Raw genomic sequence first — 19,474 nt, forward strand, 5'->3', positions numbered from 1 at the left:
TCAGCCCTTGGCCTGCGCCGCCAGCTGGTCTTTGATCGCACCTGCCAGCGCCGCGATGCCGGTGGCGATCTGCTCCACGCTGGAGGTCACGAACGACAGGCGCAGCGTGCGCTGGTCGGCGTTGTCGGCATAGAAGGCAGCGCCGGGCACGAAGGCCACGTTGCGCTCCACAGCCTTGGGCAGCAACTCCACCGCGCTCATGCTGTGGGGCAGGCGCACCCACAGGAACATGCCGCCGTCCGGGCGGTTCCAGTGCACGTCCAGGCCCTGCATCTCCTTCGTCAGCGCAGCCAGCATGGCTTCGCACTGCTGCTTGTACAGCGCGCGGATGGTGGGCACGTGGCGGTCCAGGAAGTTGCCCTTCATCACCTCGGCCACCAGGCGCTGGTTGTAGCCGGGGGTGTGCAGGTCGGCTGCCTGCTTGGCCTGCAGCAGCTTGGGGTACACCGCCTTGGGGGCCACGACGAAGCCCAGGCGCAGGCCGGGGGCCAGCACCTTGGAGAACGAGCCCATGTAGATGCAGCCATCGGGGTTGCGGGCCGTGAGCGGTGCGGGCGGCGGGTTGTCGAACCACAGGTCGCCGTAGGGGTTGTCTTCGACCAGGGGCAGGTTCAGCTCGGCCGCGGCCTTCACCAGTTCGGCGCGGCGCGCATCGCTCATGGTGCGGCCGGTGGGGTTCTGGAAGTTGGGCAGCACATACAGGAAGCGGGCCTTGTCGGCACCGGCGCCCACCTTGGCCTTGAGGTCGTCGACCAGCACGCCTTCATCGTCGCTGGCCACGGACACCACGGTGGGCTCCATGGGCGTGAAGGCCTGCAGGGCGCCCAGGTAGGTGGGTGTTTCGACCAGCACGCGGCTGCCTTCGTCGATGAGCACCTTGGCGATCAAATCCAGCGCCTGCTGCGAGCCGGTGGTGATCAGCACCTGGTCGGCATCCACGTCCCAGGGCAGGAAGTCGGCGATGGCCTGGCGCAGCGGGGCATAACCTTCGCTGGCGGCGTACTGCAGCGCGGCGGGGCCGTCGTTGGCCAGCACGGCGGCCGAGGCTTCGGCAAAGGCCGAGACCGGGAAGGTCTTGGGCGAGGGCAGGCCGCCCGCCAGGCTGATGATGCCGGGCTTCTCGGTGACCTTGAGGATCTCGCGGATGACCGAAGGGTTCATGCGCTCGGCGCGGCGCGCCAGGGTCCAGGTGCCGGTGGTGGGAAGGTCGTTCAGTTTCACTGTTGTTCTCCTTCGGGCAGCCTCGCAGCGGCCGCCCAGGTTGCTAGGTCGTCTTCAAAAAATCAGTCAGTCCACGATGAACAGCGTGGCCCCGTTCGGCGCGGTGGAACGGTGTGGTTCCGCATTGTCCGCCACCTGGTAGCTCATGCCGGGGGTCAGCGTGAAGGTGCGGCCGTCTTCCAGCTCGGTGTGCAATTCTCCGCTCAGGCACAGCAGCACGTGGCCCTTCACGCACCAGTGGTCCGACACATAGCCCGGCGTGTACTCGACCATGCGCACGCGCAGGTCGCCGAGCTGCTGGGTGCGCCAGAACGCCTGGCCGGCCTGCGCGCTCTTTTCCTCGCGGGGCAGGGCCGACCAGTCGGTGGTGGCGAACGGGATGTTGTGCATCTGCATCTTCTGGACTCCTTCAAACGCGCCGCGGCCTGGATCGCGGCGCACAGGGGGTGCTGGCGGTCATGCGGCGGCTCCCTGGTGGACGGGCATCTTCTTGCCCACAAAAACGGTGGCGATCACGGCCAGTGCGAAGCAGGCGGTCATCAGGTCCAGCCGCTCGCCCAGCAGCGGCACGGCGAACAGCAGGCTCAAAAAGGGCTGCACCAGCTGGATCTGGCTGACCCGCACGGCGCCCAGCGCCAGCGCGCGGTACCAGGCAAAGAAGCCGATCCACATCGAGAACAGCGCCACGTAGGCGAACCCCGTCCAGGCCATTGTGCTGACCGCGCCAGGCACGGCGGGTGCGAACCACCAGGCCACCGGCAGCGTGAGCGGCAGGCTCAAGGCCAGCACCCAGCAGATCACCTGCTCGGCGCCCAGGTTGGGCGTGAGGCGCGCACCGCCGATGTAGCCGAAGGCGCCCGTGGTCATCGCGATGATGAGGTAGATGTTGGCCGCGCCCAGGTAGAAGCCGCCCGCACGCCAGGCCATGAAGCCCAGCACCAGGCCGCTGCCCACCACCGCGCACACCCAGAAGCCCGCCGAGGGCCGCTGGCGGTACCACAGCGCGCCCAGCACCGCCGTGGACAAGGGCAGCAGCGCCGTGACCACCGCGCCGTGCGTGCTGGGCACGTGGCGCAGCGCCAGCGCCAGGAACAGCGGGAACCCGACGATCACGCCGAACGCGGTCACGCCCAGCAGCGGCCACTCTGCGCGCCGCGGCACCTTCAGTTGCCCCCGGCCGCGTTGCCACGCGAGATACGCCACGGACAGCAGCCCCGCCACCGCAGCACGGCCGAAGGTGACGAACCATGGCGACAGCTGCGGTGCGTCCACCGGGCCCACGGCCAGGCGCGTCATCGGCAGCGTGGCCGCGAACAAAGTCACGCCCACCAGGCCCCAGACCAATGCTTCGCGTTCCTGGGCGTGGTTCATAGGGTGAGCATCCACACGGCGGTGATCACCAGCACCAGGGCCAGGGCGCGGTTGAACCAGAGCAGGCGGGTGCCCTGGGCCAGCCACTGGCGCAGCAGCGAGCCGACCAGGGCGTACACGAAATTGCTGGCGAAGGCGAACAGCATCATCACCACGCAGATGATCGCCAGGCGCTCGCCCGGGTTGGCGGCCGGCTGCCCGGCCGCGTTGACCACCCAGCCCGCGCTGAGCGTGAGCGCCAGCATCCAGGCCTTGATGTTCACGAACTGCAGGCCCACGCCCTGCCAGAAGGTCACGTTCAGGCGGGCACTGTCCACTTCGGCCAGTTGGCCGGCACGGCTGAGCTTGTAGGCGAGCCACAGCATGTAGGCCACGCCCAGCAGCGTCACGCCCCAGCGCAGGGCGGGCACGCCGGTGATCAGTGCACCCAGGCCCAGGCCGCTGGCCAGCATGAGCAGCGTCCATCCCGTGGGCACCGCAAAGCAAAAGCGCAGCGCGCGCCGCAGGCCCAGGTTGGCCGCGAGGGCCGTAGACAGCGTGGTGTTGGGCCCCGGCGAGAAGCTCATCGCGGTGCAGAACAGCAGCAGGGCAGTCAGTTCGGGGGCGCTCATGGTGCGGGAGGGGCGGTGTTCCGGGTGGGGAAACTTGTCAACGATCAGGCTTCAATGTAATCTTGTGCGTCAGTACACAACCAATACAGTTCAGCAACGCAGTTCGCAATCTGTATTGGCCGCGATAACAGTACACAAGCGCCCTGCAAGCCCACCGCAGGAACTGCGCATGCACACCGCAAGGACCCCGCCATGCTGATGAAAACCACTACCCAGTCGCTGACCGAGCAGCTGTCGGCGCGCTTTGGCGAACGCATCCGCAACCGGCTGCTGGCACCGGGCGCGCGCCTGCCGTCGGTGCGGCAGTGTGCGCAGCAGCACGGCGTGAGCCCGTCGACCGTGGTCGCGGCGTACGACCAACTGCTCGCGCAGGGCCTGGTGGAGGCGCGCAAGAACCGCGGGTTCTTCGTGCGCGAAATGGCCACGGGCCTGGCCGAGCGCGCGCCCGAGGACGAGGCCGACACCCCCGAGGCCGAGCGCGGCATGGGCAACTGGAGCACCGCCCACTGGTTTGCGGCCCGCAGCGCCGGGCGCGGCGCTGCGCGCGGGGCGCCGCCGGTCAATGCCACGGCGCTGATCCGCGGCATGTTCCACAAGATCAGCGACAAGCCCCAGCCCGGCATGGGCGTGTTCCCGCCCGACTGGCTCGAATCGACCTTCATGCCCGCGGCCGTGCGCAAGGTGACCAGCACCCGCGCGCTGAACGACTTTTCGCTGCAGTACGGCGAGCCGCTGGGCGACACGGGGCTGCGCAGGGTGCTGTCCAAGAAGCTCGCCACGCTGAACGTGCATGCCGCGCCCGAGAACATCATCACCACCGTGGGCGCCACGCACGCGCTCGACATCGTGAGCCGCACGCTGCTGCGTCCGGGCGACCCGGTGATGGTGGAGGAGCCCGGCTGGGCCGTGGAGTTTGCGCGGCTGGCGGCCCTGGGCATGCACATCCTGCCCGTGCCGCGCCGCGCCGACGGGCCCGACCTGGAGGTCATGGCCCGGTACTGCGAGGTGCACCAGCCCAAGCTGTATGTGAGCGTGAGCGTGTTCCACAACCCTACCGGCTACTGCCTGTCGCCGGGCAGCGCGCACCGCATCCTGCAGCTGGCCAACCAGCACAACTTCCACATCGTCGAGGACGACACCTACAGCCACATCGCACCCGAGCACGCCACGCGCCTCACCGCGCTCGACGGCCTGCAGCGCACCATCTACGTGAGCGGCTTCGCCAAGATCCTCGCGCCCAACTGGCGCATCGGCTTTCTGGCCGCGCCGTCGTCACTCATCGAGCAACTGCTGGACACCAAGCTGCTGGCCACGCTGACCACGCCCGCGCTGTTGGAAAAAGCCCTGGCGCTGTGCATCGAACAAGGCCAGCTGCGCCGCCACGCCGAGCGCATCCGCACCCGCCTGGACGCCGCCCGTGCACGCAGCGTGAAGCTGGCGCTCGGCGCAGGCTGCACCTTCGCTGCCGAGCCCGTGGGGCTGTTCGGCTGGGTGGAGACCGGCGTGGACACCGATGCGCTCGCGCAGCGCATGCTGGACGAGGGCTACCTGCTGGCGCCCGGCGCGCTGTTCCATGCCGAGCGCAAGCCGAGCACGCTCATGCGCATCAATTTTGCGACCACGCAGGAGGCGGCTTTCTGGAAGACGTTTGCGCGCGTGCGCGATGAGCAGGGGCGCTGAGCCGGTAGAGAGGGCTGGCGCGAGGCCCCATCGCACCACCAACGAGATATGGAGCCGGAACCCGAAACCCGGAACCCAGCCTGCGTGTGCATGGGCGCTGCCACGGCCAGTACCACCGAGAATGCGGCTTTGCCGAGCACCGGTGGCGTCACCTTCGGGGGATGGCGCGAAGCGGCGCAGAGGGGAAAGTTATTTCCTCTCGACTTCCAGGTCTGCCAGCACCCGCAGCAGCGCGCGGTTGACTTCTTCCAGGTCCATCTCATAGGTCTCGCACAGCTGGCGGATGGCGCTCGCGTCGTCCGTCTCCAGCGCGCAGGCCATCTGCAGGCCGGAGGCGTACGGCCCGGTGTGCAGCACGGTGGCGTCGTAGATGCGTTCGGACAGCGGCAGGCGGCGCAGGATGGTGCCCAGCGGCTCGCCCATCAGGTCGTCGATCTGCGACAGCAGGCCGCACAGATAGATCTCGCGGCGCAGGTCGTTCTCGATGCCGGCGTCCAGCAGGTGGGCGGTGAGCTCGGCGCGCATCACCATGGATTCGCGCACCGGGTTCATGTTGGGGTCGGTGCTGGCGTGCGGCAGCTGGTCGGACAGCCAGCGCTTGATGGAGCCGTAGCCCATCATCACCAGACCCCGGCGCAGCGAGTCGATGCCCGTGCGCAGGCCGAGCGCGGCCGAGTTGGTGTAGACCATGAAGCGGTAGGCCAGCAGCGGGTCCTCGCCCATGATGGCTTCGAAGGTCTCGAGCGACTGCTCCGCGTCGATGGCCTTCATGAGCTTGAAGATCACTGCGTGCGACGGCTGCTGCGGGTGGTGGCGCAGGCTGTAGAGCACGTCTTCGGCGGGCCAGCCGGCCAGCGCCATGGCGTTGTGCTCGTCCAGGCAGCGCTCCATCAGCGCGCGGCTGGCGATGCCTTCGTACATCTGCCCGGCCAGGATGGGCGGGCCGGAGCGCGCGCCCGCGGCGCCGGGGCGGCCGGGGGCGGGTGGCTTCAGGGCTGCCACCGCGTCTTCGGGCCGCAGGCTCAGCAGGCTGTTGTCAAAGCACTGGGCCACATCGGGCTCGGGCAGCTTGCCCAGCTCGCCGCGCCACACCAGCCGCAGGCCGCGCTGGTGCGCTGCCTTCACGCGGGTGTAGATGGCCGAGTCGGCGAGCCATTCGCCGCGCACCTCGATCCACGGAGCGCCGCGCGGCGCGTGTTCGAGCATGTCGCACAGCAACTGGCGGTTCTGGGGCGACAGCAGGATAGGCGGGGAGCTGGCGGACCACAGCTCCTGCAGCGTGCGCAGCAAATGCGCGGCGTCGACCACCACCGATGCATCGTTGTGGGCATAGAGCTGGATGCCCGCGAGCTTGCGGGCCCGGCTCCACAGGGGGCGGTAGCCCAGAATCAGGCTGCCAAGGACAGATTGGACCATGTGCTCTCAGGCGTTGTCTCGTGGGGTCCGTTCCCCGGCTGGGGGCGCAGTGAGCCGTGGGCAGACCCGCGTTAGCTGATGAAGTTGAACAGGGACAGTTTCTGAACCTGCGCGTAGGACTTGAGGGCGGCCTCGTAGCCCACCTGCTGGTTCTGGAAGTCCGAGATCCCCTGGATCATATCGAGATCCTCCGCCCGCGACCGGTCGCCTTCGAGCTGCACGGAGCGTTTCTCCTGGTCGCCGGTGATGCGGTCCGCGCGGTTGAGCAGCTCGCCCGCATAGCCGCGCATGTTGTGGATGCGTTCGAGGCCGATGTCCATGTTGCCCAGCGCCTGGCCCACGGCCTGCGCCGCCGCATTGCTGTCCGGCGCGTTGCGGATGTCGCGGATCGCGGCGTCCATGGTGCTGAACATGCTGGGGCTGGGCTGCAGCGTGATGGTGTCGCCGTTGGCCGGCGTGCCCTTGATGTCGAAGGTCAACCCGGGGATGCCGGCGACCGTGACGTTCATGGGCTTGTCCGACGGGAAATCGGGCACCGTCACCGGGGCCGACACGGCACCCGTGGTGGTGTTGGTGATGGTGTAGGTGGCCGTGGTGGTGCCGGCCGTGGCGCCGGGCCCGACCGCGCTGAAGGCGATCGAGTAGTTGTCGCCCGTCACCAGGCTCGCGTCCACGGGCTTGATGGCCGTGGTGTTGAGGAAGCGGCTGCTCGGGATGGTGCTCACGCCGGCCGTGTACACGCCGTCGCGCTGCGGGTCGAACATGAAGGCGGCTTCGCCGTCGAGTGTGCCGGGGATGGTCACGCCGGAGCTGGCAGCCTGGCCGGGCAGGCCGTTGAAGTTGTAGTCGGGCGAGCTGCTCAGGGGTCCGAGGAACGGCGCCAGCGCGCTGCCCAGTGCGCCGAGCAGCGGGATGCCGTTGGTGTCCTTGCGGTTGGCCACCTCCACCAGCTGCTCGCGCAGTCCCTGCAGCTGGTTGGCGATGGTGGCGCGGTCGTTCGGGGTCAGGGCGGCGCTGCCGGCGTTCACCACCAGTTCGCGGAAGTTCTGCACCAGGTCGACCGCATCGCCCAGCGCGGACTCGGCCTGCGCGACGGCGTTGCGCTGGGTTTCCAGCGCGCGCTGCTCGGTCTGGATGCGGGCCAGGCGGTTGATGGCGCGTTCGGCCTGCGCGGCCGACACGGGGTCGTCGCTCGCGCGCACCACGCGTTTGCCGGAGGTGAGGTTCTCCTGCAGGTTGGACAGGTTGGTCTGCCGCGTGCCCAGGTTGCGCAGGGCGTTGTCGTACATGTTGGCGGTGCCAATGCGGTAGATGCTGCTGCTCATGGGAGGCTCCTAGCTCTGTGCGGTGCGGGCATCAGCGGCCCAGGCCCTGGATCAGCGAGTCGAAGATGTTCTGCGCGATCTGGATCATTTTGGACGATGCCTGGTAGGCCTGCTGGTACTGGATCAGGCGGGCGGCCTCTTCGTCCAGGTTCACGCCCGAGATCGCAGTGCGGTCGCGCTCCAGGTTGGAGGCGATGGTGGTGGACAGCTCCGCCGCGAACAGCGAGCTCTGCGTGCGGGTGCCCACCTGCGCGATGGCGCCGGCGTAGCCGTCGGAGAGTGTGGATTCGTCGAACATCTTCACGTCGCGCAGGCCCATCAGCGCGCTGGCGTTGCCCGAGTTGCGGGTGAAGGTGTCGCCGTACTGCGGGTCCGACGCATTGCCGATGACCACCGTGTCGCCCGTGTTGGGCGTGCCCTGCAGCTTGATCTCCCAGCCGTTGATGCTGATGGGTGCGCCCGGGGTGTAGGGCTGCGCGGTGGCCACGGTGGTGGGCGGCGCGGTGCCGCGGTTGAGCACGTCGTACGTGGTGGGCGGGCCGGCGGTGAACTGCAGCTGGATGCCGCCCAGGATGGGGGGCACGGCTGCAGGGTTGGCGTTGGGCGGCAGCACCAGCCCGGGCGGGTTGGGCAGACCGGTGGCCTTGAGGCCCGCCAGCTGCATGGTGCCGCCGTTGGACGTGCCCATGGCGGCGTTGACCGGGTTGGCCACGGCCAGGTCGCGCGGCGAATACACCAGCGCCTGGATGTTGCTGGCGGCCGTGCTGAACGGCTTGAACAGCATGCGCTCGCCCGGGTTGCCCGGCGTGGTCAGGTTGAAGTTGAGCCCGTCGATCTGCAGCGTGGCCAGGTTGGCGGCGCTGGTGAATGCGGTGGACTTGCCGTCCGACAGACGCACCACCTGGCCAGCGGTGCCGGTGGTGAAGCGGATCTCGTAGTCCGATGCGGCGAACTGCGTGGGGCCGGTGAAGGAGACGGTGCCCACGCCCGCGCCGTTGGTGTGGCCGGGCATGCTGGCGGGCAGCGAGAAAAGGTCCTTGCCCAGCGCGCCGTCGAGCGTGAGGCCCAGGTTGTGCTGGTCGTTCATCGTCGTGCCGATGGCCATCGCCATGCGGCCCAGCAGGTTGCGGCCTTCCGCCAGGTCGGTGTTGTTGAAGCGCAGCAGGCCCGACATGGAGCCGCCGCCCAGCACGTTCTCGTCCATCTCGATGGCGGGCGAGCCGGGGCGGTTGAAGAACAGCTTGATCTGACCGCTGCCCGGGAAGGCGGTGGCGTCGTCCACCGAGAGGCTGGTGGCGGTGGTGCCCAGCACCAGCGGCTGGCTGCCGGCCACGAACAGGCCCACGGTGCCGTCGTCGGCCGGGATCTGCGTGGTCTGGATGTACTGGTTGATGTCGCGGATGACCTGGTCGCGCTGGTCCAGCAGGTCGTTGGGTGTCTGGCCGTTGCCCTTGGCGCGGGCGATCTGCTCGTTGATGCTGGCCATTTGCTTGGCCAGGCTGTTCACCGCGGTGACGCTGCTGCCCAGCTGCTCGCTGACTGTGTACTGAATCTCGTTGAGCCGGTCGGCGGCCGAGCGCATGCGTGCGGCGGTCTCGTCCATGCGGGTGAGGACCACCGTGCGGGCGGTGATGTCGGTGGGGGCGCTCACCACGTCGGAGAACGCGTTCATCATGTCGTTGATGGCCGCGCCCAGGCCGGCGGTGCCGCCGCTGAAGACCTCCTGCAGCTGGCGCAGGCGCTCGGCGCGCACGATGTCGGCCGATTGCACCGAGCCGGCCGTGGCCGACTGGCGCGTGAGCAGCTCGCTCTGGTTGCGCAGGATGGTCTGCACGTCCACGCCCTGGCCGATGTAGCCGCCACCGGTGAACTGGCCCTGCACCGTCTGCAGCACCACGGTCTGGCGCGAATAGCCGGGCGTGTTGACGTTGGCGATGTTGTGGCCTGCGGTCTGCAGGGCGACCTGGTTGGCCAGCAGTGCGCGGGCGCCGACGTTGAGCAGGCTCATGGCTTACCTCGCGTTCTCATGCCTGGGCACGTTGAGTGCGCAGCGCGCTGTTGATGGCGCCGCTGAGCTTCTTGGCGTAGTCCGGGTCCGTCGCGTACCCGGCCTTTTGCAGCTCGGCGGCGTAGGCCACGGCCGAGCCGGTCTTGGCCGTGGCCTGGGCCTTTTCGTAGCGGGGGTTGTCGTTGATCAGTCGTGCGTAGTCGCGGAACGAATCCTCGTACGAGTCGTAGGCGCGGAACTTGGCCGTCACCTTCTGGGGCTTGCCGTTGATGAATTCGGTGGTCGTGATCTCGGCGACCTTGCCCGTCCAGCCCTTGCCGGCCTTGATGCCGAACAGGTTGAACGAGTTGGAGCCGTCCTTGTGGCGGATCTCGCTCTTGCCCCAGCCGGTTTCATGGCCGGCCTGGCCGAGCATGAAGCTCGCCGGTATGCCGCTGTCCTGGGCCACGCGCTCCGCCGTGCCCGAGAGGTGCTGCACGAAGCCTTCGCGGCCCTTGGGCGCCTGCATGGTGGCCTCTGCGGGCGCGCTGCCCGAAGCCGCGCCCGCGCCGGGCAGGGAGCGCTGCAGGCTCAGCGTGGACGGCACGGAGAAGGTGGTGTCGGCCCCGCCCATCTGGCGCGACAGCTGGCGCGCGATGGCTTCGGACAGGCCGCCCTGCATGCCGGCCATGTTCACCGACAGCTGCTGGTCCAGCATGTCCTGGCCGAGGTTGGCCTGCTCGCCTTCCATCAGGCCGGACTTCATCGTCGCGTCGCGCATGCTCTTGATCAGCTCGCGCATGAACAGCGATTCGAACTGCTTGGCCACCTCGCGCGTGGTCTGCGCGTTGTTGGCCGTGCCCGCGTCGTATTTGAGCGAGTTCAGCGAGCGGATGTCCACCGCCAGCGCGTTCGACGTGCTGGTGGTGCTACCGGAGGAGGGCAGGGTCATGGCCATGGTCAAGCTCCTTGGCGCGGTGTCTCTTGCCCGTTGCGCGTCGCACAGGCACGGCCCAGGCCAGCGACCGCCGCAGAACTGGCTTTGCCAGGCTGCTGGCGGTGTCCCCCTGGGGGGAAGACGCGAAGCGGCTCAGGGGGGGTCATATGACTTCCAGTTCGGCGTTCAGGGCGCCGGCGGCCTTGATGGCCTGCAGGATGGCCAGCAGGTCGCCGGGCGTGGCGCCCAGCGTGTTCAGCGCCTTGACCACGTCTGCCAACTGGGGCGACGGGGGCATCTGGATGATGTTGCCCGGCTCCTGGTTGATGCGGATGTCGCTTTGCTGCGCCACCACGGTCTGCCCTTGCGAGAGCGGGTTGGGCTGGCTGATGACGGGCGTGGAGCTGATGGTGATCGACAGGTTGCCGTGCGCGATGGCGCAGGGGCCCAGGGTGACCGCCTGGTTGAGCACCACGGAGCCGGTGCGGGCATTGATGACCACCTTGGCGGCCGGTGTCATGGCTTCGAGCTGCAGCTCTTCGAGGTCGGCGATGAAGCCGACGCGGGCGCCCGGGTCGATGGGGGCGCGCACCTGCACCGTGCGGCCGTCCAGCGCCGTGGCCAGGCCGTTGCCCAGCTTGGTGTTGATGGCCTGCGCCACGCGGCGGGCCACCTGGAAGTCGGAGGCGTTGAGCCCCAGGTTGATGGTGGCACCCTCGTTCAGCGGCGTGGGCACCGCCCGCTCGACCTGCGCGCCCTGCGGCACGCGGCCGGCGCTCAGGTGGTTGATCTGGACCTTGCTGCCGCCGGCGGAGGCGCCTGCGCCACCGACGACCACGTTGCCCTGGGCCAGCGCGTAGATCTCGCCGTCGGCACCGCGCAGGGGCGTGACGATCAGCGTGCCGCCCTTGAGCGACTTGGCGTTGCCCATGGAAGACACGTTGATGTCGATCATCTGCCCGGGCTGCGCAAACGCGGGCAGCTGCGCCGTGACGATCACCGCCGCCACGTTCTTGAGCTGCAGTTGATTGGCCGAGCCGGGCGGCAGACTGATGCCCATCTGCTGCAGGTAGTTCGACATCGCCTGCGTGGTGTAGGGCATCTGCGTGGTCTGGTCGCCGGTGCCGTCCAGGCCCACGATCAGGCCGTAGCCCGTCAACTGGTTGCTGCGCACGCCTTGCACCGCGGCCACTTCCTTGATGCGCAGCGCATGGGCGGGCAGCGCCACACCAGCAGCCACAAAGGCCAGCAGCAGCCACAGCGCGCGCGCAGAGCGTGGCAGGAGGGAATGGGACAAGGCTTTCATGGCATCGATTGTGGTCGGCCCCGCCAGGAACTAAAACCCAAAAAGAAGCAGGTTCACCGGCTTATTGCGTGCGTTCCCGGATGGGTGGGGAACGGCCAGCGGCGCGCGGAAATCCAGGCAGGCGCCGGTGCCGCACGAGGGAGGTGGATATGAATAAAAATAGCCTCTGCCGCTTGATGGATAAGCGCCAGTAGCTATGAATTGTGTAGCAATGATGGAGTGGGAGCGCTACAGCGCCCAGACGTACGAAGTCTCCATGCCCCCGGTATTGGAGCCCGGGCGCGTCCAGAAACAACGCTCGTAAAAACTGGCGCGCCCCAGGCGAGGGCCGCCGCGCAAGGGCCGCCCCGCCGCGCTGGCGGCGTCCCCCTCCCGGAGCGCGCAGCGCGTAGAGAGAGGGGGAAGGCGCGCAGCGCCTCAGGGGGTGAAACTCTAGAACGGCGTGATGGTATTGAAGATCCGGTTCATCCACCCCATGGCCTGGGCTTCGTTCTGCGCCCCGCGGCCGCGCGACTCGACGCGCACGTTGGCCACCTGGGTCGAGTTCACGATGCTGCCGGGCTGCAGGGCGCGCGGATCGATGGTGCCGGAGAAGCGCAGCACATCCACGTTCTGGTTCACGCCGATCTGCTTTTCGCCCGTCACGACCAGGTGGCCGTTGGGCAGCACGTCCACCACGGTGGCGGTGATCGAGCCGGTGAAGGTGTTGGCGCTTTCCGTGCCGCCCTTTCCGGAGAAGGTGTTCTCCGAGCCCGCGCCCAGCGTGGTCACGTCGCTGAGCGACTTCTTCACGAAGGGCAGGTTGGTGATGCCGGCCTTGGCTTCGGAGGTGCGGTCCACCGTGGACGACGACTTCTGGCTGGCCGTCACGTTCTCCACGATCATGATCGTCACGTTGTCGCCCACCAGGCGCGCGCGGCGGTCTTCGAACGCAGGCCGGTAGCTGGCGTTGTGGAACAGGCTGCCGGTCACCGGCGCTGGTGTGCGCTGCACTGCGGCGATGGGCGGCGGCGTGGTGGGCAGGATGTCCACAGGCGGGGGCGGCGACATGGTGGCGCAGCCGGTGAGCACCAGCGCACCGAGGGCGGCGGGCAGGGCGAGAAGGCGGTTGAACTGCAGCATGGCAAAGGCTCCTGTCGTCATCTTCATCTTCATCGTCACAGCTGTGCGAGCTTGGCCAGCATCTGGTCGGAGGTCTGGATGGCCTTGGAATTCATTTCGTAGGCGCGCTGGGTCTGGATCATGGTCACCAGTTCTTCCACCACGTTCACGTTGGAGGCTTCCAGAAAGCCCTGCTTCAGGATGCCCAGGCCGTTGGTGCCGGGCGTGCCCTGCTGGGGCTGGCCCGAGGCGGCGGATTCCTTGAACAGGTTCTGGCCGATGGGCTCCAGGCCTGCCGGGTTGATGAATGCGGCCATCGCCAGGTTGCCCAGGGGCTGGGGCTGGGTGTTGCCCTGCACGGTGGCGGACACCACGCCGTCGGCGCTGATGGTGATGCTGGTGGCGTTGGCGGGCACGGTGATGCCGTTGGCCACGGGCAGGCCGCTGGAGGTGACCATGCGGCCCTGCGCATCGACCTGGAACGAGCCGTCGCGGGTGTAGCCGATGGTGCCGTCGGGCATGGTCACTTCGAAGAAGCCGTTGCCGTTGATGGCCACGTCCAGGTTGTTCTTCGACTCCTGCAGGCTGCCCTGCACGAAGTTGCGGCTGGTGGCCACCGTGCGCACGCCCAGGCCCAGGTGCAGGCCGGTGGGCAGCTGGTTCTGCTCGGTGGTGGCGGCGCCCACCTGGCGCAGGTTCTGGTAGATCAGGTCTTCGAACACCGCGTTGTTGCGCTTGTAGCCGGTGGTGGAGACGTTGGCCAGGTTGTGCGAGATGACGTCGAGCTGGGTCTGCTGGGCAGACATGCCGGTCTTGGCGATCCAGAGGGAGTTGATCATGGTGCTTCCTTATGGCGTGGCGGCGGTCAGAGCCGCTTCAGCCGTTCATGCTCAGCAACTGGCTGGCGGTCTTGTCGTTGGCCTCGGCGGTCTGCAAGAGGCGCATCTGCTGCTCGAACTGGCGCGATGCGGCAATCATTCCGACCATGCTCTCCACCGGGTTCACGTTGGAGCCTTCGAGCGCGCCGGACAGCATGCGGGCATTGGCGTCGTTGGGCAGGGGGTCGCCCGACGCGGCGCGAAACAGCCCGTCGTCGCCGCGCTTGAGCGGGTCTTCCTCCGTGGGCGTGGCCAGCTTCAGGCGGCCGATGTTCTGCGCGGCCTGGCCTGCGATCTTGGCGGTGATGGTGCCGTCGCTGCCCAGCGAGACATCGGCCCCGGGTGGCACGTCGATGGGCGCGCCGCCGTCGGACAGCACGGGCAGCCCGGTGGGCGTGAGCAGCTGGCCCGTGGCCGAGACTTCGAAGCTGCCCGCGCGGGTGTAGGCCTCGGTGCCGTCCAGACCCTGCACCGCGAACCAGGCGTTGCCGGCGGCCATGGCATCGAGGTTGCGGCCCGTGCGCTGCACCGGGCCGGGGGTGTTCACGTAGCCCGAGGTGGCTTCGAGCGCGAAGACGCGGGTCTTGGAGCCGTCGCCCTGCATGGGCACCGAGCGGAAGGTGGACATCTCCGCGCGAAAACCCTGCGTGGACGCGTTGGCCAGGTTGTTGGACAGCACGGCCTGCCGGTGGGCGGCCGCGTTGGCGCCTGTCATCGAGGTGTAGATGATGCGGTCCATAGGTGCTTTCCGAAGTCCAGTGCAGGGTCAGTGGCGGGTGATCAGGTCGATCAGGTCGATCAGCGCAAATTCACCAGGGTGGACATCACCTGGTCTTGCGTCTTGATCGTCTGTGCGTTGGCCTGGTAGGCCCGCTGCGCGGTCATCATGTTCACGAGCTCTGCGGTCAGGTCGACGTTGGAGTCTTCCAGGGCCCCCGAGCGCAGCGAGCCGAAGTTGCCGTCGGTCGCGGTGCCCGCCACCGGCTGGCCGGATTCGAACGTGGCCACCCAGTTGTTGCCGCCCACCGAGGCCAGGCCCTGCGTGTTGCGGAAGCTCGACAGGGCGACCTGGCCTTCGGCACGGGTCACGCCGTTGGAGTAACGGGTCATGATCATCCCGTTGTTCTCGATATTGATGCCGGTGAGCTCGCCCGTGGTGTAGCCGTCCTGGCTGAGGTTGGACACCGCGAACTTGTTGCCGCTCTGGGACACCTTGTCGAGGCCCACGTCCACGGTGAAGGTGGGGAGGTTGTTGGGGTTCGGTGGCGTGGGGTTGACGGTCAGCGGCAGCGAGAAGCCGGTGGCGGGCGGCGTGGCGGCAGGGCCGGTGATGGCGCCGTTGTTGTCGAACGTGATCTGGCCGATCGGCGTGGCCACCACCGGCGGCACGGCCGTGGGGTCGTCGAGCGCGTCGTACACGTCCCAGGTGTTGTCGGTCGCGGTCTTCTGGAAGTACAGGTTGACCGGCTTGGGCACGCCCTGGCTGTCGAACACGTTGATCGACGTGCCGTAGGTGGCGCGCGGCGTGGCCGGAACGGGCGGCGTGGCGGCCGGGTCGCCGGCAGCGTCGGTGGCGGTGGCCGGCAGGTTGAACGCGGCGGTGATCTTGGTGGTCTGCTTGGCCGGGATCGGCTCGGCCGTGGGGAAGACCATCGGGATCGGGTCGGTGCCCGACCGCAGGCCCGTGGTCGGGTCCACCGGGTAGCCCATCACCTTGGCGTTGTCGTTGGTGATCATGTTGCCTTCCTTGTCCAGCTTGAAGTTGCCGGAGCGGGTGTAGGCAGGCGTGCCATCGGGCATGGTCAGCGTGAAGAAGCCGTTGCCGTTGATGGCTACATCGAGGCTGTTGCCGGTGATCGTGAGGTTGCCCTGCGTGAACTGTTGCGACACCGCGGCGACTTCCACACCGATGCCGGCGTTGGTGCCACCGGCCGAGCCGATCGCCGACGCGACCATCTCGGCGAACTCGGCCCGCGAGGCCTTGAAGCCCACGGTGTTGGAGTTGGCGATGTTGTGCCCGATGACATCGAGGTTTTTGCTGGCGGCGTTCAAGCCCGACAGGCCTTGCTGGAAACTCATGGTGTTCTCCTATGGACGCGAAGAAAAAGAGGGGGGACGGGCCGGCGTTACACCAGGGCCTTGATCTGGCTGTAGCTGATGGACTTGCCGTTGGCCAGGGTCAGCATGAGCTGGCCGTCCTCGGCGCCCGCAGCCGTGACCTTGGACAGCGCCAGCGGCGTGCTCGACAGCTTGGCCGAGCCATTGACGGCGCTGACGCGGAACTGCAGCGCGTCGGTTGCGCCGGTGTACTTGCTGGCGTCCCACTCGAAGGTGTGGCGGCCTGCGCCCTTGGCGCCCAGGTCGATCGTGTCCACCACCTGGCCACCGGCGGTGGTGACCTCGATCTTCACGTTCGTGGCGGCCGAGGGCAGCTCGAAGCCGCCCTTGCCGACCTTGTCGGCCACGGCGATGGTCGAGCCCTCGGTCATCACGTTGCGGCCGATGAGCGTGGTGCCCTGCATGACCTGCAGCGAGTTGAACTGCTCGGACATGCTCTGCATGGTCTGGTTGAGCTGCTGGATGCCGGTGACGGTGTTGATCTGCGCGATCTGCGACGTCATCTGGGCGTTGTCCAGCGGGTTCATCGGGTCCTGGTTGTTCAGCTGCGCGACGAGCAGCTTGAGGAACCGGTCCTGCGCGGCCGCCGGGTCGGTGGCGGCGTTCGCCTTGGTGCCGCCGGTCGCGTCGGTGACCGTGGGTGCGCTGGTGGTGGAGTTGAGGATCATGGTGGCGTCCTAGGGTTACTGGCCCATCTGCAGGGTCTTGAGGAGCAGCGACTTGGCCGTGTTCATGACCTCGACGTTGTTCTGGTAGGAGCGGGAGGCGGAGATCATGTTGACCATCTCCTCCACGGCGTTGACGTTCGAGTGCGTGACGTAGCCCTGCTCGTCGGCGGACGGGTGGCTCGGGTCGTGCACCTTGCGGCCAGGGGTGTTGCTTTCGTTGATGCCCGTCACGCGCACGCCGGCCGAGCTGTCCGCGCCCATGGGCTCGGTCTGGAACATCACCTGGCGGGCCTTGTAGGCCTTGCCGTCGGGGCCGGCCACCGCATCGACGTTGGCCAGGTTGCTGGCCACCACGTTGAGCCGCTGCGACTGCGCACTGACGGCGCTGCCCGACACATTGAAGATGGAGAACATGGACATGGGGTGACTCGCTTTCTGCGCTCGGTGCGGGGGGGGCGTCTGCTTATTGGCCCTGGATGGCGCTGAGCATGGTTTTGGCGTTGCCGTTGATGAACCGCAGCGTGGCTTCGTAGCGCACGGCGTTGTCGACGAAGTTGGCGCGTTCGCGGTCCAGGTCGACCGTGTTGTTGTCCAGCGCGGGCTGGGTCTGCACCGCATAGCCCAGCGTGCCTTTGGCGCCCAGCTCGCCGCTCATGCGGCTGGTGGGCAGGGGCATGTGGCGCGCGTCGGTGGTGCCGGCGGTACCCACGGAACCCGCGGTGAGCCGGGTGGTGAAGCCCGAGCCGGTGCCCGTGCTGCTCTCGCCCGTGGCTTCTTTCAGCGCTTCGCTGAACTTGAAGTCGCGCGCCACGTAGCCGGGGGTGTCCGAATTCGCAATGTTGCTGGCGATGGCACGCTGGCGCTCGGAACGCAGGATCAGTGCGTTGCCGTGGAAGTCCAGCCGGTTGGTCATCTTGTCGAGCATGTTTGCCTCGGGCCCTGGAGTGCAAAGACGCCGGTCCAGGGGGTTTTCCGGCGTGGCTCGATTGTGGAGAGCGTGGGCTTTTTCTAAAGCGCGAAGAACGCGGAAATGGGCGCGCAGTTTCGGGTTTTGCACCGGCCGGGCCTGCCTATAGTTCCAGTCGTGAAATAGTCTTTGCCGCCTTCTGCGGGAAGACCCGTGAAGACTCGCGAAGACCCCCCGCGATGCCCAGGAGGCCCCCATGCCATCGACACCGTCCCCCCGCTTCCCCTCCCTTTCATTCGCCGCCCTGCACCCGGTGCCGGCACGGCCTGCGCGCTCCGCCCTGCGGGGCGCCGTGGCCGCTGCGGTGCTGCTGGGCGCGGCGCTGTGCTCCGTGGGCTCGGCCCGCGCCCAGGCGGCGGCAGATCCTGCGGCGGACCTGGGGCCGCTGACCCAGCGCTGGCTGGACGATGCCCTCACGCGCAACCAGCCCGCCGGCTTGCCGCTGCGCATGGAAGTGAGCGTGGGCTCGCTGGATTCCCGGCTGCGGCTGGCGCCCTGTGCGCGGGTCGAGCCCTATCTGCCGGTGGGCTCGCGCCTGTGGGGGCGCACGCGCCTGGGGCTGCGGTGCGTGGAAGGCCAGACGGCCTGGAACGTGTATCTTCCGGTTACAGTCAAGGCCTTCGGTCCCGCGTGGGTGCTGACCAGCGCCGTGGCGCCGGGCGCCGTCCTGACCGCTGCCGACGCGACCGAGGCGGAAGTGGACTGGGCGGCGGAGACCGCCCCGGTCATGGCCAACCCGGACCTGTGGGTGGGGCAGATTGCGGCGCGCCAGCTGGTGCCCGGGCAGGCGCTGCGCCAGAGCATGGTGCGTGCCCCCAACCTGTTTCGCGCAGGCGCCCAGGTGAAGGTGGTGGCCCAGGGGCCGGGTTATGCGGTCACGTCCGCGGGCCAGGCGATGTCGGCGGGGTCGGTGGGGCAGATTGTCCGTATCCGCATGGACAATGGCCGAATAGTCAGTGGCACCGTGAGCGAAAACGGGACAATCGATGTCACTCTTTGATGACCGGACCGCGATAAATCGCTAAAGTCCCCGCCAAATGGGTCGAAAACATTGCTACTGTGCCCCACATCGAACGGGGTGGTGGAGAGAGCGATGAAGATTGGTCAAAAACCGGAACTCCCGGGCGGGTTGCCGCAGACAGGGCTTGCCAAGCAAGCCAAGCCGCCGGCAACCGCTGCGGAAGGAGCCACGAAAGACGCACTGACGGCGTCGGCCGTCGGCGTGCCTGTCACGGTGTCGACCGCGGCCCGTGCCCTCGACCAGACGGCCCGCACCACGGCCGATTTCGATGCCAGCAAGGTGAAGGCCGTGCGCACGGCGATCGAAAAAGGCACGTTCTCGGTGGATGCCGAAGCCATTGCCGACAAGATGCTCTCCAACGCCCAGGAGATCCTGTCCCGCTCGCGCGGTTGAACCCCACCACGAACGCCGGGGTTCAACGAGCGCACTGAACATCACTTGGCATACCAGCACGGTTCATCGCACAATGCGCCATGTCGCTGGAAGAATCCCTCTCGGCTGTTGAACAGCTGATCGAAAAAGTCTCCGCCGCGCTCCTGGCGGCAGATCCCCAAACCCTGGAAAAGCACAGCATCGCCCTGCGGGACGCAGCGGCGCAGTTCACCTATGCGCTGGAGCAGTCCGCGCAGCGCGGCCTGCCCCTGCCTGCACAATTGAAAAAACGGGTGGACGCCATCAGCGACAGGCTGGCCAACCACCGCGACGGCCTCGCGCGCCTGTCCGCCAACGCCGACCGCCAGGTCGCCAGCATGATCCCCCAGGCCGGCACCCCCGCCACCTACGGCGACGGCCGCGCCGCCCAGCCCGGCAAGGCTGGCGTGGCACGCATCTACAAATCCGCGGGTTGAGTCGAGCCGTAACTCAAAC

20 protein-coding genes are annotated in these 19,474 nt (G+C 67.9%); 4 read left to right on the top strand and 16 right to left on the bottom strand.

The window, feature by feature from the left end; translation table 11 throughout:
- The 4 genes from ACSQ3D_RS24490 to ACSQ3D_RS24505 all read right to left on the bottom strand — a co-directional run bounded on the left by ACSQ3D_RS24490 (position 1) and on the right by ACSQ3D_RS24505 (position 3,203).
- Positions 1-1,221 (bottom strand): PLP-dependent aminotransferase family protein, encoded by a 1,221-nt coding sequence (locus ACSQ3D_RS24490; protein ID WP_436128592.1) that lies wholly within the window; start codon positions 1,219-1,221, stop codon positions 1-3.
- A 66-nt stretch (positions 1,222-1,287) separates the two neighbouring features.
- Positions 1,288-1,617, bottom strand: coding sequence for a DHCW motif cupin fold protein (locus ACSQ3D_RS24495; RefSeq protein ID WP_056420580.1), 330 nt, complete (start codon positions 1,615-1,617; stop codon positions 1,288-1,290).
- Between the two features lie 60 nt (positions 1,618-1,677).
- On the bottom strand, positions 1,678-2,592 hold the full coding sequence (locus ACSQ3D_RS24500; RefSeq protein ID WP_436128593.1) for a DMT family transporter: 915 nt from the start codon (positions 2,590-2,592) through the stop codon (positions 1,678-1,680).
- Positions 2,589-3,203: a LysE family translocator gene (locus tag ACSQ3D_RS24505; RefSeq protein WP_056420118.1), complete on the bottom strand. Its 615-nt coding sequence runs from the start codon at positions 3,201-3,203 to the stop codon at positions 2,589-2,591. Before ACSQ3D_RS24505 ends, ACSQ3D_RS24500 begins: the two co-directional genes overlap by 4 nt.
- A gap of 192 nt (positions 3,204-3,395) precedes the next feature.
- Between ACSQ3D_RS24505 and ACSQ3D_RS24510 the strand changes: the two genes are divergently transcribed.
- On the top strand, positions 3,396-4,883 hold the full coding sequence (locus ACSQ3D_RS24510) for a PLP-dependent aminotransferase family protein (RefSeq protein WP_056420115.1): 1,488 nt from the start codon (positions 3,396-3,398) through the stop codon (positions 4,881-4,883).
- Between the two features lie 189 nt (positions 4,884-5,072).
- Here the strand turns inward: ACSQ3D_RS24510 and ACSQ3D_RS24515 are convergent, their stop codons facing one another.
- The 12 genes from ACSQ3D_RS24515 to flgB form a co-directional block, all read right to left on the bottom strand.
- Positions 5,073-6,299, bottom strand: coding sequence for an HDOD domain-containing protein (locus ACSQ3D_RS24515; RefSeq protein WP_436128594.1), 1,227 nt, complete (start codon positions 6,297-6,299; stop codon positions 5,073-5,075).
- A gap of 71 nt (positions 6,300-6,370) precedes the next feature.
- Positions 6,371-7,624, bottom strand: a complete 1,254-nt coding sequence (gene flgL, locus ACSQ3D_RS24520) for a flagellar hook-associated protein FlgL (protein ID WP_056420110.1) — start codon at positions 7,622-7,624, stop codon at positions 6,371-6,373.
- Between the two features lie 31 nt (positions 7,625-7,655).
- Positions 7,656-9,632 carry a flagellar hook-associated protein FlgK gene (flgK, locus tag ACSQ3D_RS24525; protein ID WP_056420108.1) on the bottom strand — a complete coding sequence of 659 codons (1,977 nt, stop codon included), beginning with the start codon at positions 9,630-9,632 and terminating at the stop codon, positions 7,656-7,658.
- A 16-nt stretch (positions 9,633-9,648) separates the two neighbouring features.
- The gene (gene flgJ / locus ACSQ3D_RS24530) at positions 9,649-10,569 is read right to left on the bottom strand and encodes a flagellar assembly peptidoglycan hydrolase FlgJ (RefSeq protein WP_396504997.1); all 921 of its coding nucleotides are present in this window, start codon (positions 10,567-10,569) and stop codon (positions 9,649-9,651) included.
- A gap of 142 nt (positions 10,570-10,711) precedes the next feature.
- On the bottom strand, positions 10,712-11,854 hold the full coding sequence (locus tag ACSQ3D_RS24535; protein ID WP_056420103.1) for a flagellar basal body P-ring protein FlgI: 1,143 nt from the start codon (positions 11,852-11,854) through the stop codon (positions 10,712-10,714).
- A 432-nt stretch (positions 11,855-12,286) separates the two neighbouring features.
- On the bottom strand, positions 12,287-13,003 hold the full coding sequence (locus ACSQ3D_RS24540; RefSeq protein ID WP_396505020.1) for a flagellar basal body L-ring protein FlgH: 717 nt from the start codon (positions 13,001-13,003) through the stop codon (positions 12,287-12,289).
- Between the two features lie 8 nt (positions 13,004-13,011).
- Positions 13,012-13,794 (bottom strand): flagellar basal-body rod protein FlgG, encoded by a 783-nt coding sequence (gene flgG / locus ACSQ3D_RS24545; protein WP_056420097.1) that lies wholly within the window; start codon positions 13,792-13,794, stop codon positions 13,012-13,014.
- A 37-nt stretch (positions 13,795-13,831) separates the two neighbouring features.
- Positions 13,832-14,572: a flagellar basal-body rod protein FlgF gene (flgF, locus tag ACSQ3D_RS24550; RefSeq protein ID WP_436128595.1), complete on the bottom strand. Its 741-nt coding sequence runs from the start codon at positions 14,570-14,572 to the stop codon at positions 13,832-13,834.
- A gap of 59 nt (positions 14,573-14,631) precedes the next feature.
- Positions 14,632-15,912: a flagellar hook protein FlgE gene (gene flgE, locus ACSQ3D_RS24555; RefSeq protein ID WP_056420091.1), complete on the bottom strand. Its 1,281-nt coding sequence runs from the start codon at positions 15,910-15,912 to the stop codon at positions 14,632-14,634.
- A 47-nt stretch (positions 15,913-15,959) separates the two neighbouring features.
- Complete coding sequence (locus tag ACSQ3D_RS24560) at positions 15,960-16,619, bottom strand: flagellar hook assembly protein FlgD (RefSeq protein ID WP_056420088.1); 660 nt, start codon at positions 16,617-16,619, stop codon at positions 15,960-15,962.
- Between the two features lie 15 nt (positions 16,620-16,634).
- The gene (gene flgC, locus ACSQ3D_RS24565) at positions 16,635-17,039 is read right to left on the bottom strand and encodes a flagellar basal body rod protein FlgC (protein ID WP_056420084.1); all 405 of its coding nucleotides are present in this window, start codon (positions 17,037-17,039) and stop codon (positions 16,635-16,637) included.
- Positions 17,040-17,082: 43 nt separating this feature from the next.
- Positions 17,083-17,544, bottom strand: a complete 462-nt coding sequence (gene flgB / locus ACSQ3D_RS24570) for a flagellar basal body rod protein FlgB (protein ID WP_056420080.1) — start codon at positions 17,542-17,544, stop codon at positions 17,083-17,085.
- A gap of 238 nt (positions 17,545-17,782) precedes the next feature.
- Here flgB and flgA point away from each other — a divergent pair, with 238 nt between their 5' ends.
- From flgA to ACSQ3D_RS24585, 3 genes are all read left to right on the top strand, one after another.
- A complete protein-coding gene (gene flgA, locus ACSQ3D_RS24575; RefSeq protein WP_436128596.1) occupies positions 17,783-18,586 on the top strand; it encodes a flagellar basal body P-ring formation chaperone FlgA in 804 nt (267 codons plus the stop codon).
- A gap of 93 nt (positions 18,587-18,679) precedes the next feature.
- Entirely contained in the window at positions 18,680-19,000 is a 321-nt protein-coding gene (gene flgM / locus ACSQ3D_RS24580) for a flagellar biosynthesis anti-sigma factor FlgM (RefSeq protein WP_056420074.1), read from the top strand.
- An 80-nt stretch (positions 19,001-19,080) separates the two neighbouring features.
- Positions 19,081-19,455 carry a hypothetical protein gene (locus ACSQ3D_RS24585; RefSeq protein WP_056420071.1) on the top strand — a complete coding sequence of 125 codons (375 nt, stop codon included), beginning with the start codon at positions 19,081-19,083 and terminating at the stop codon, positions 19,453-19,455.
- Positions 19,456-19,474 lie beyond the last annotated feature (19 nt).

It is taken from the genome of Acidovorax sp. LjRoot117, from assembly GCF_964252695.1.
GTDB lineage: Bacteria > Pseudomonadota > Gammaproteobacteria > Burkholderiales > Burkholderiaceae_C > Acidovorax.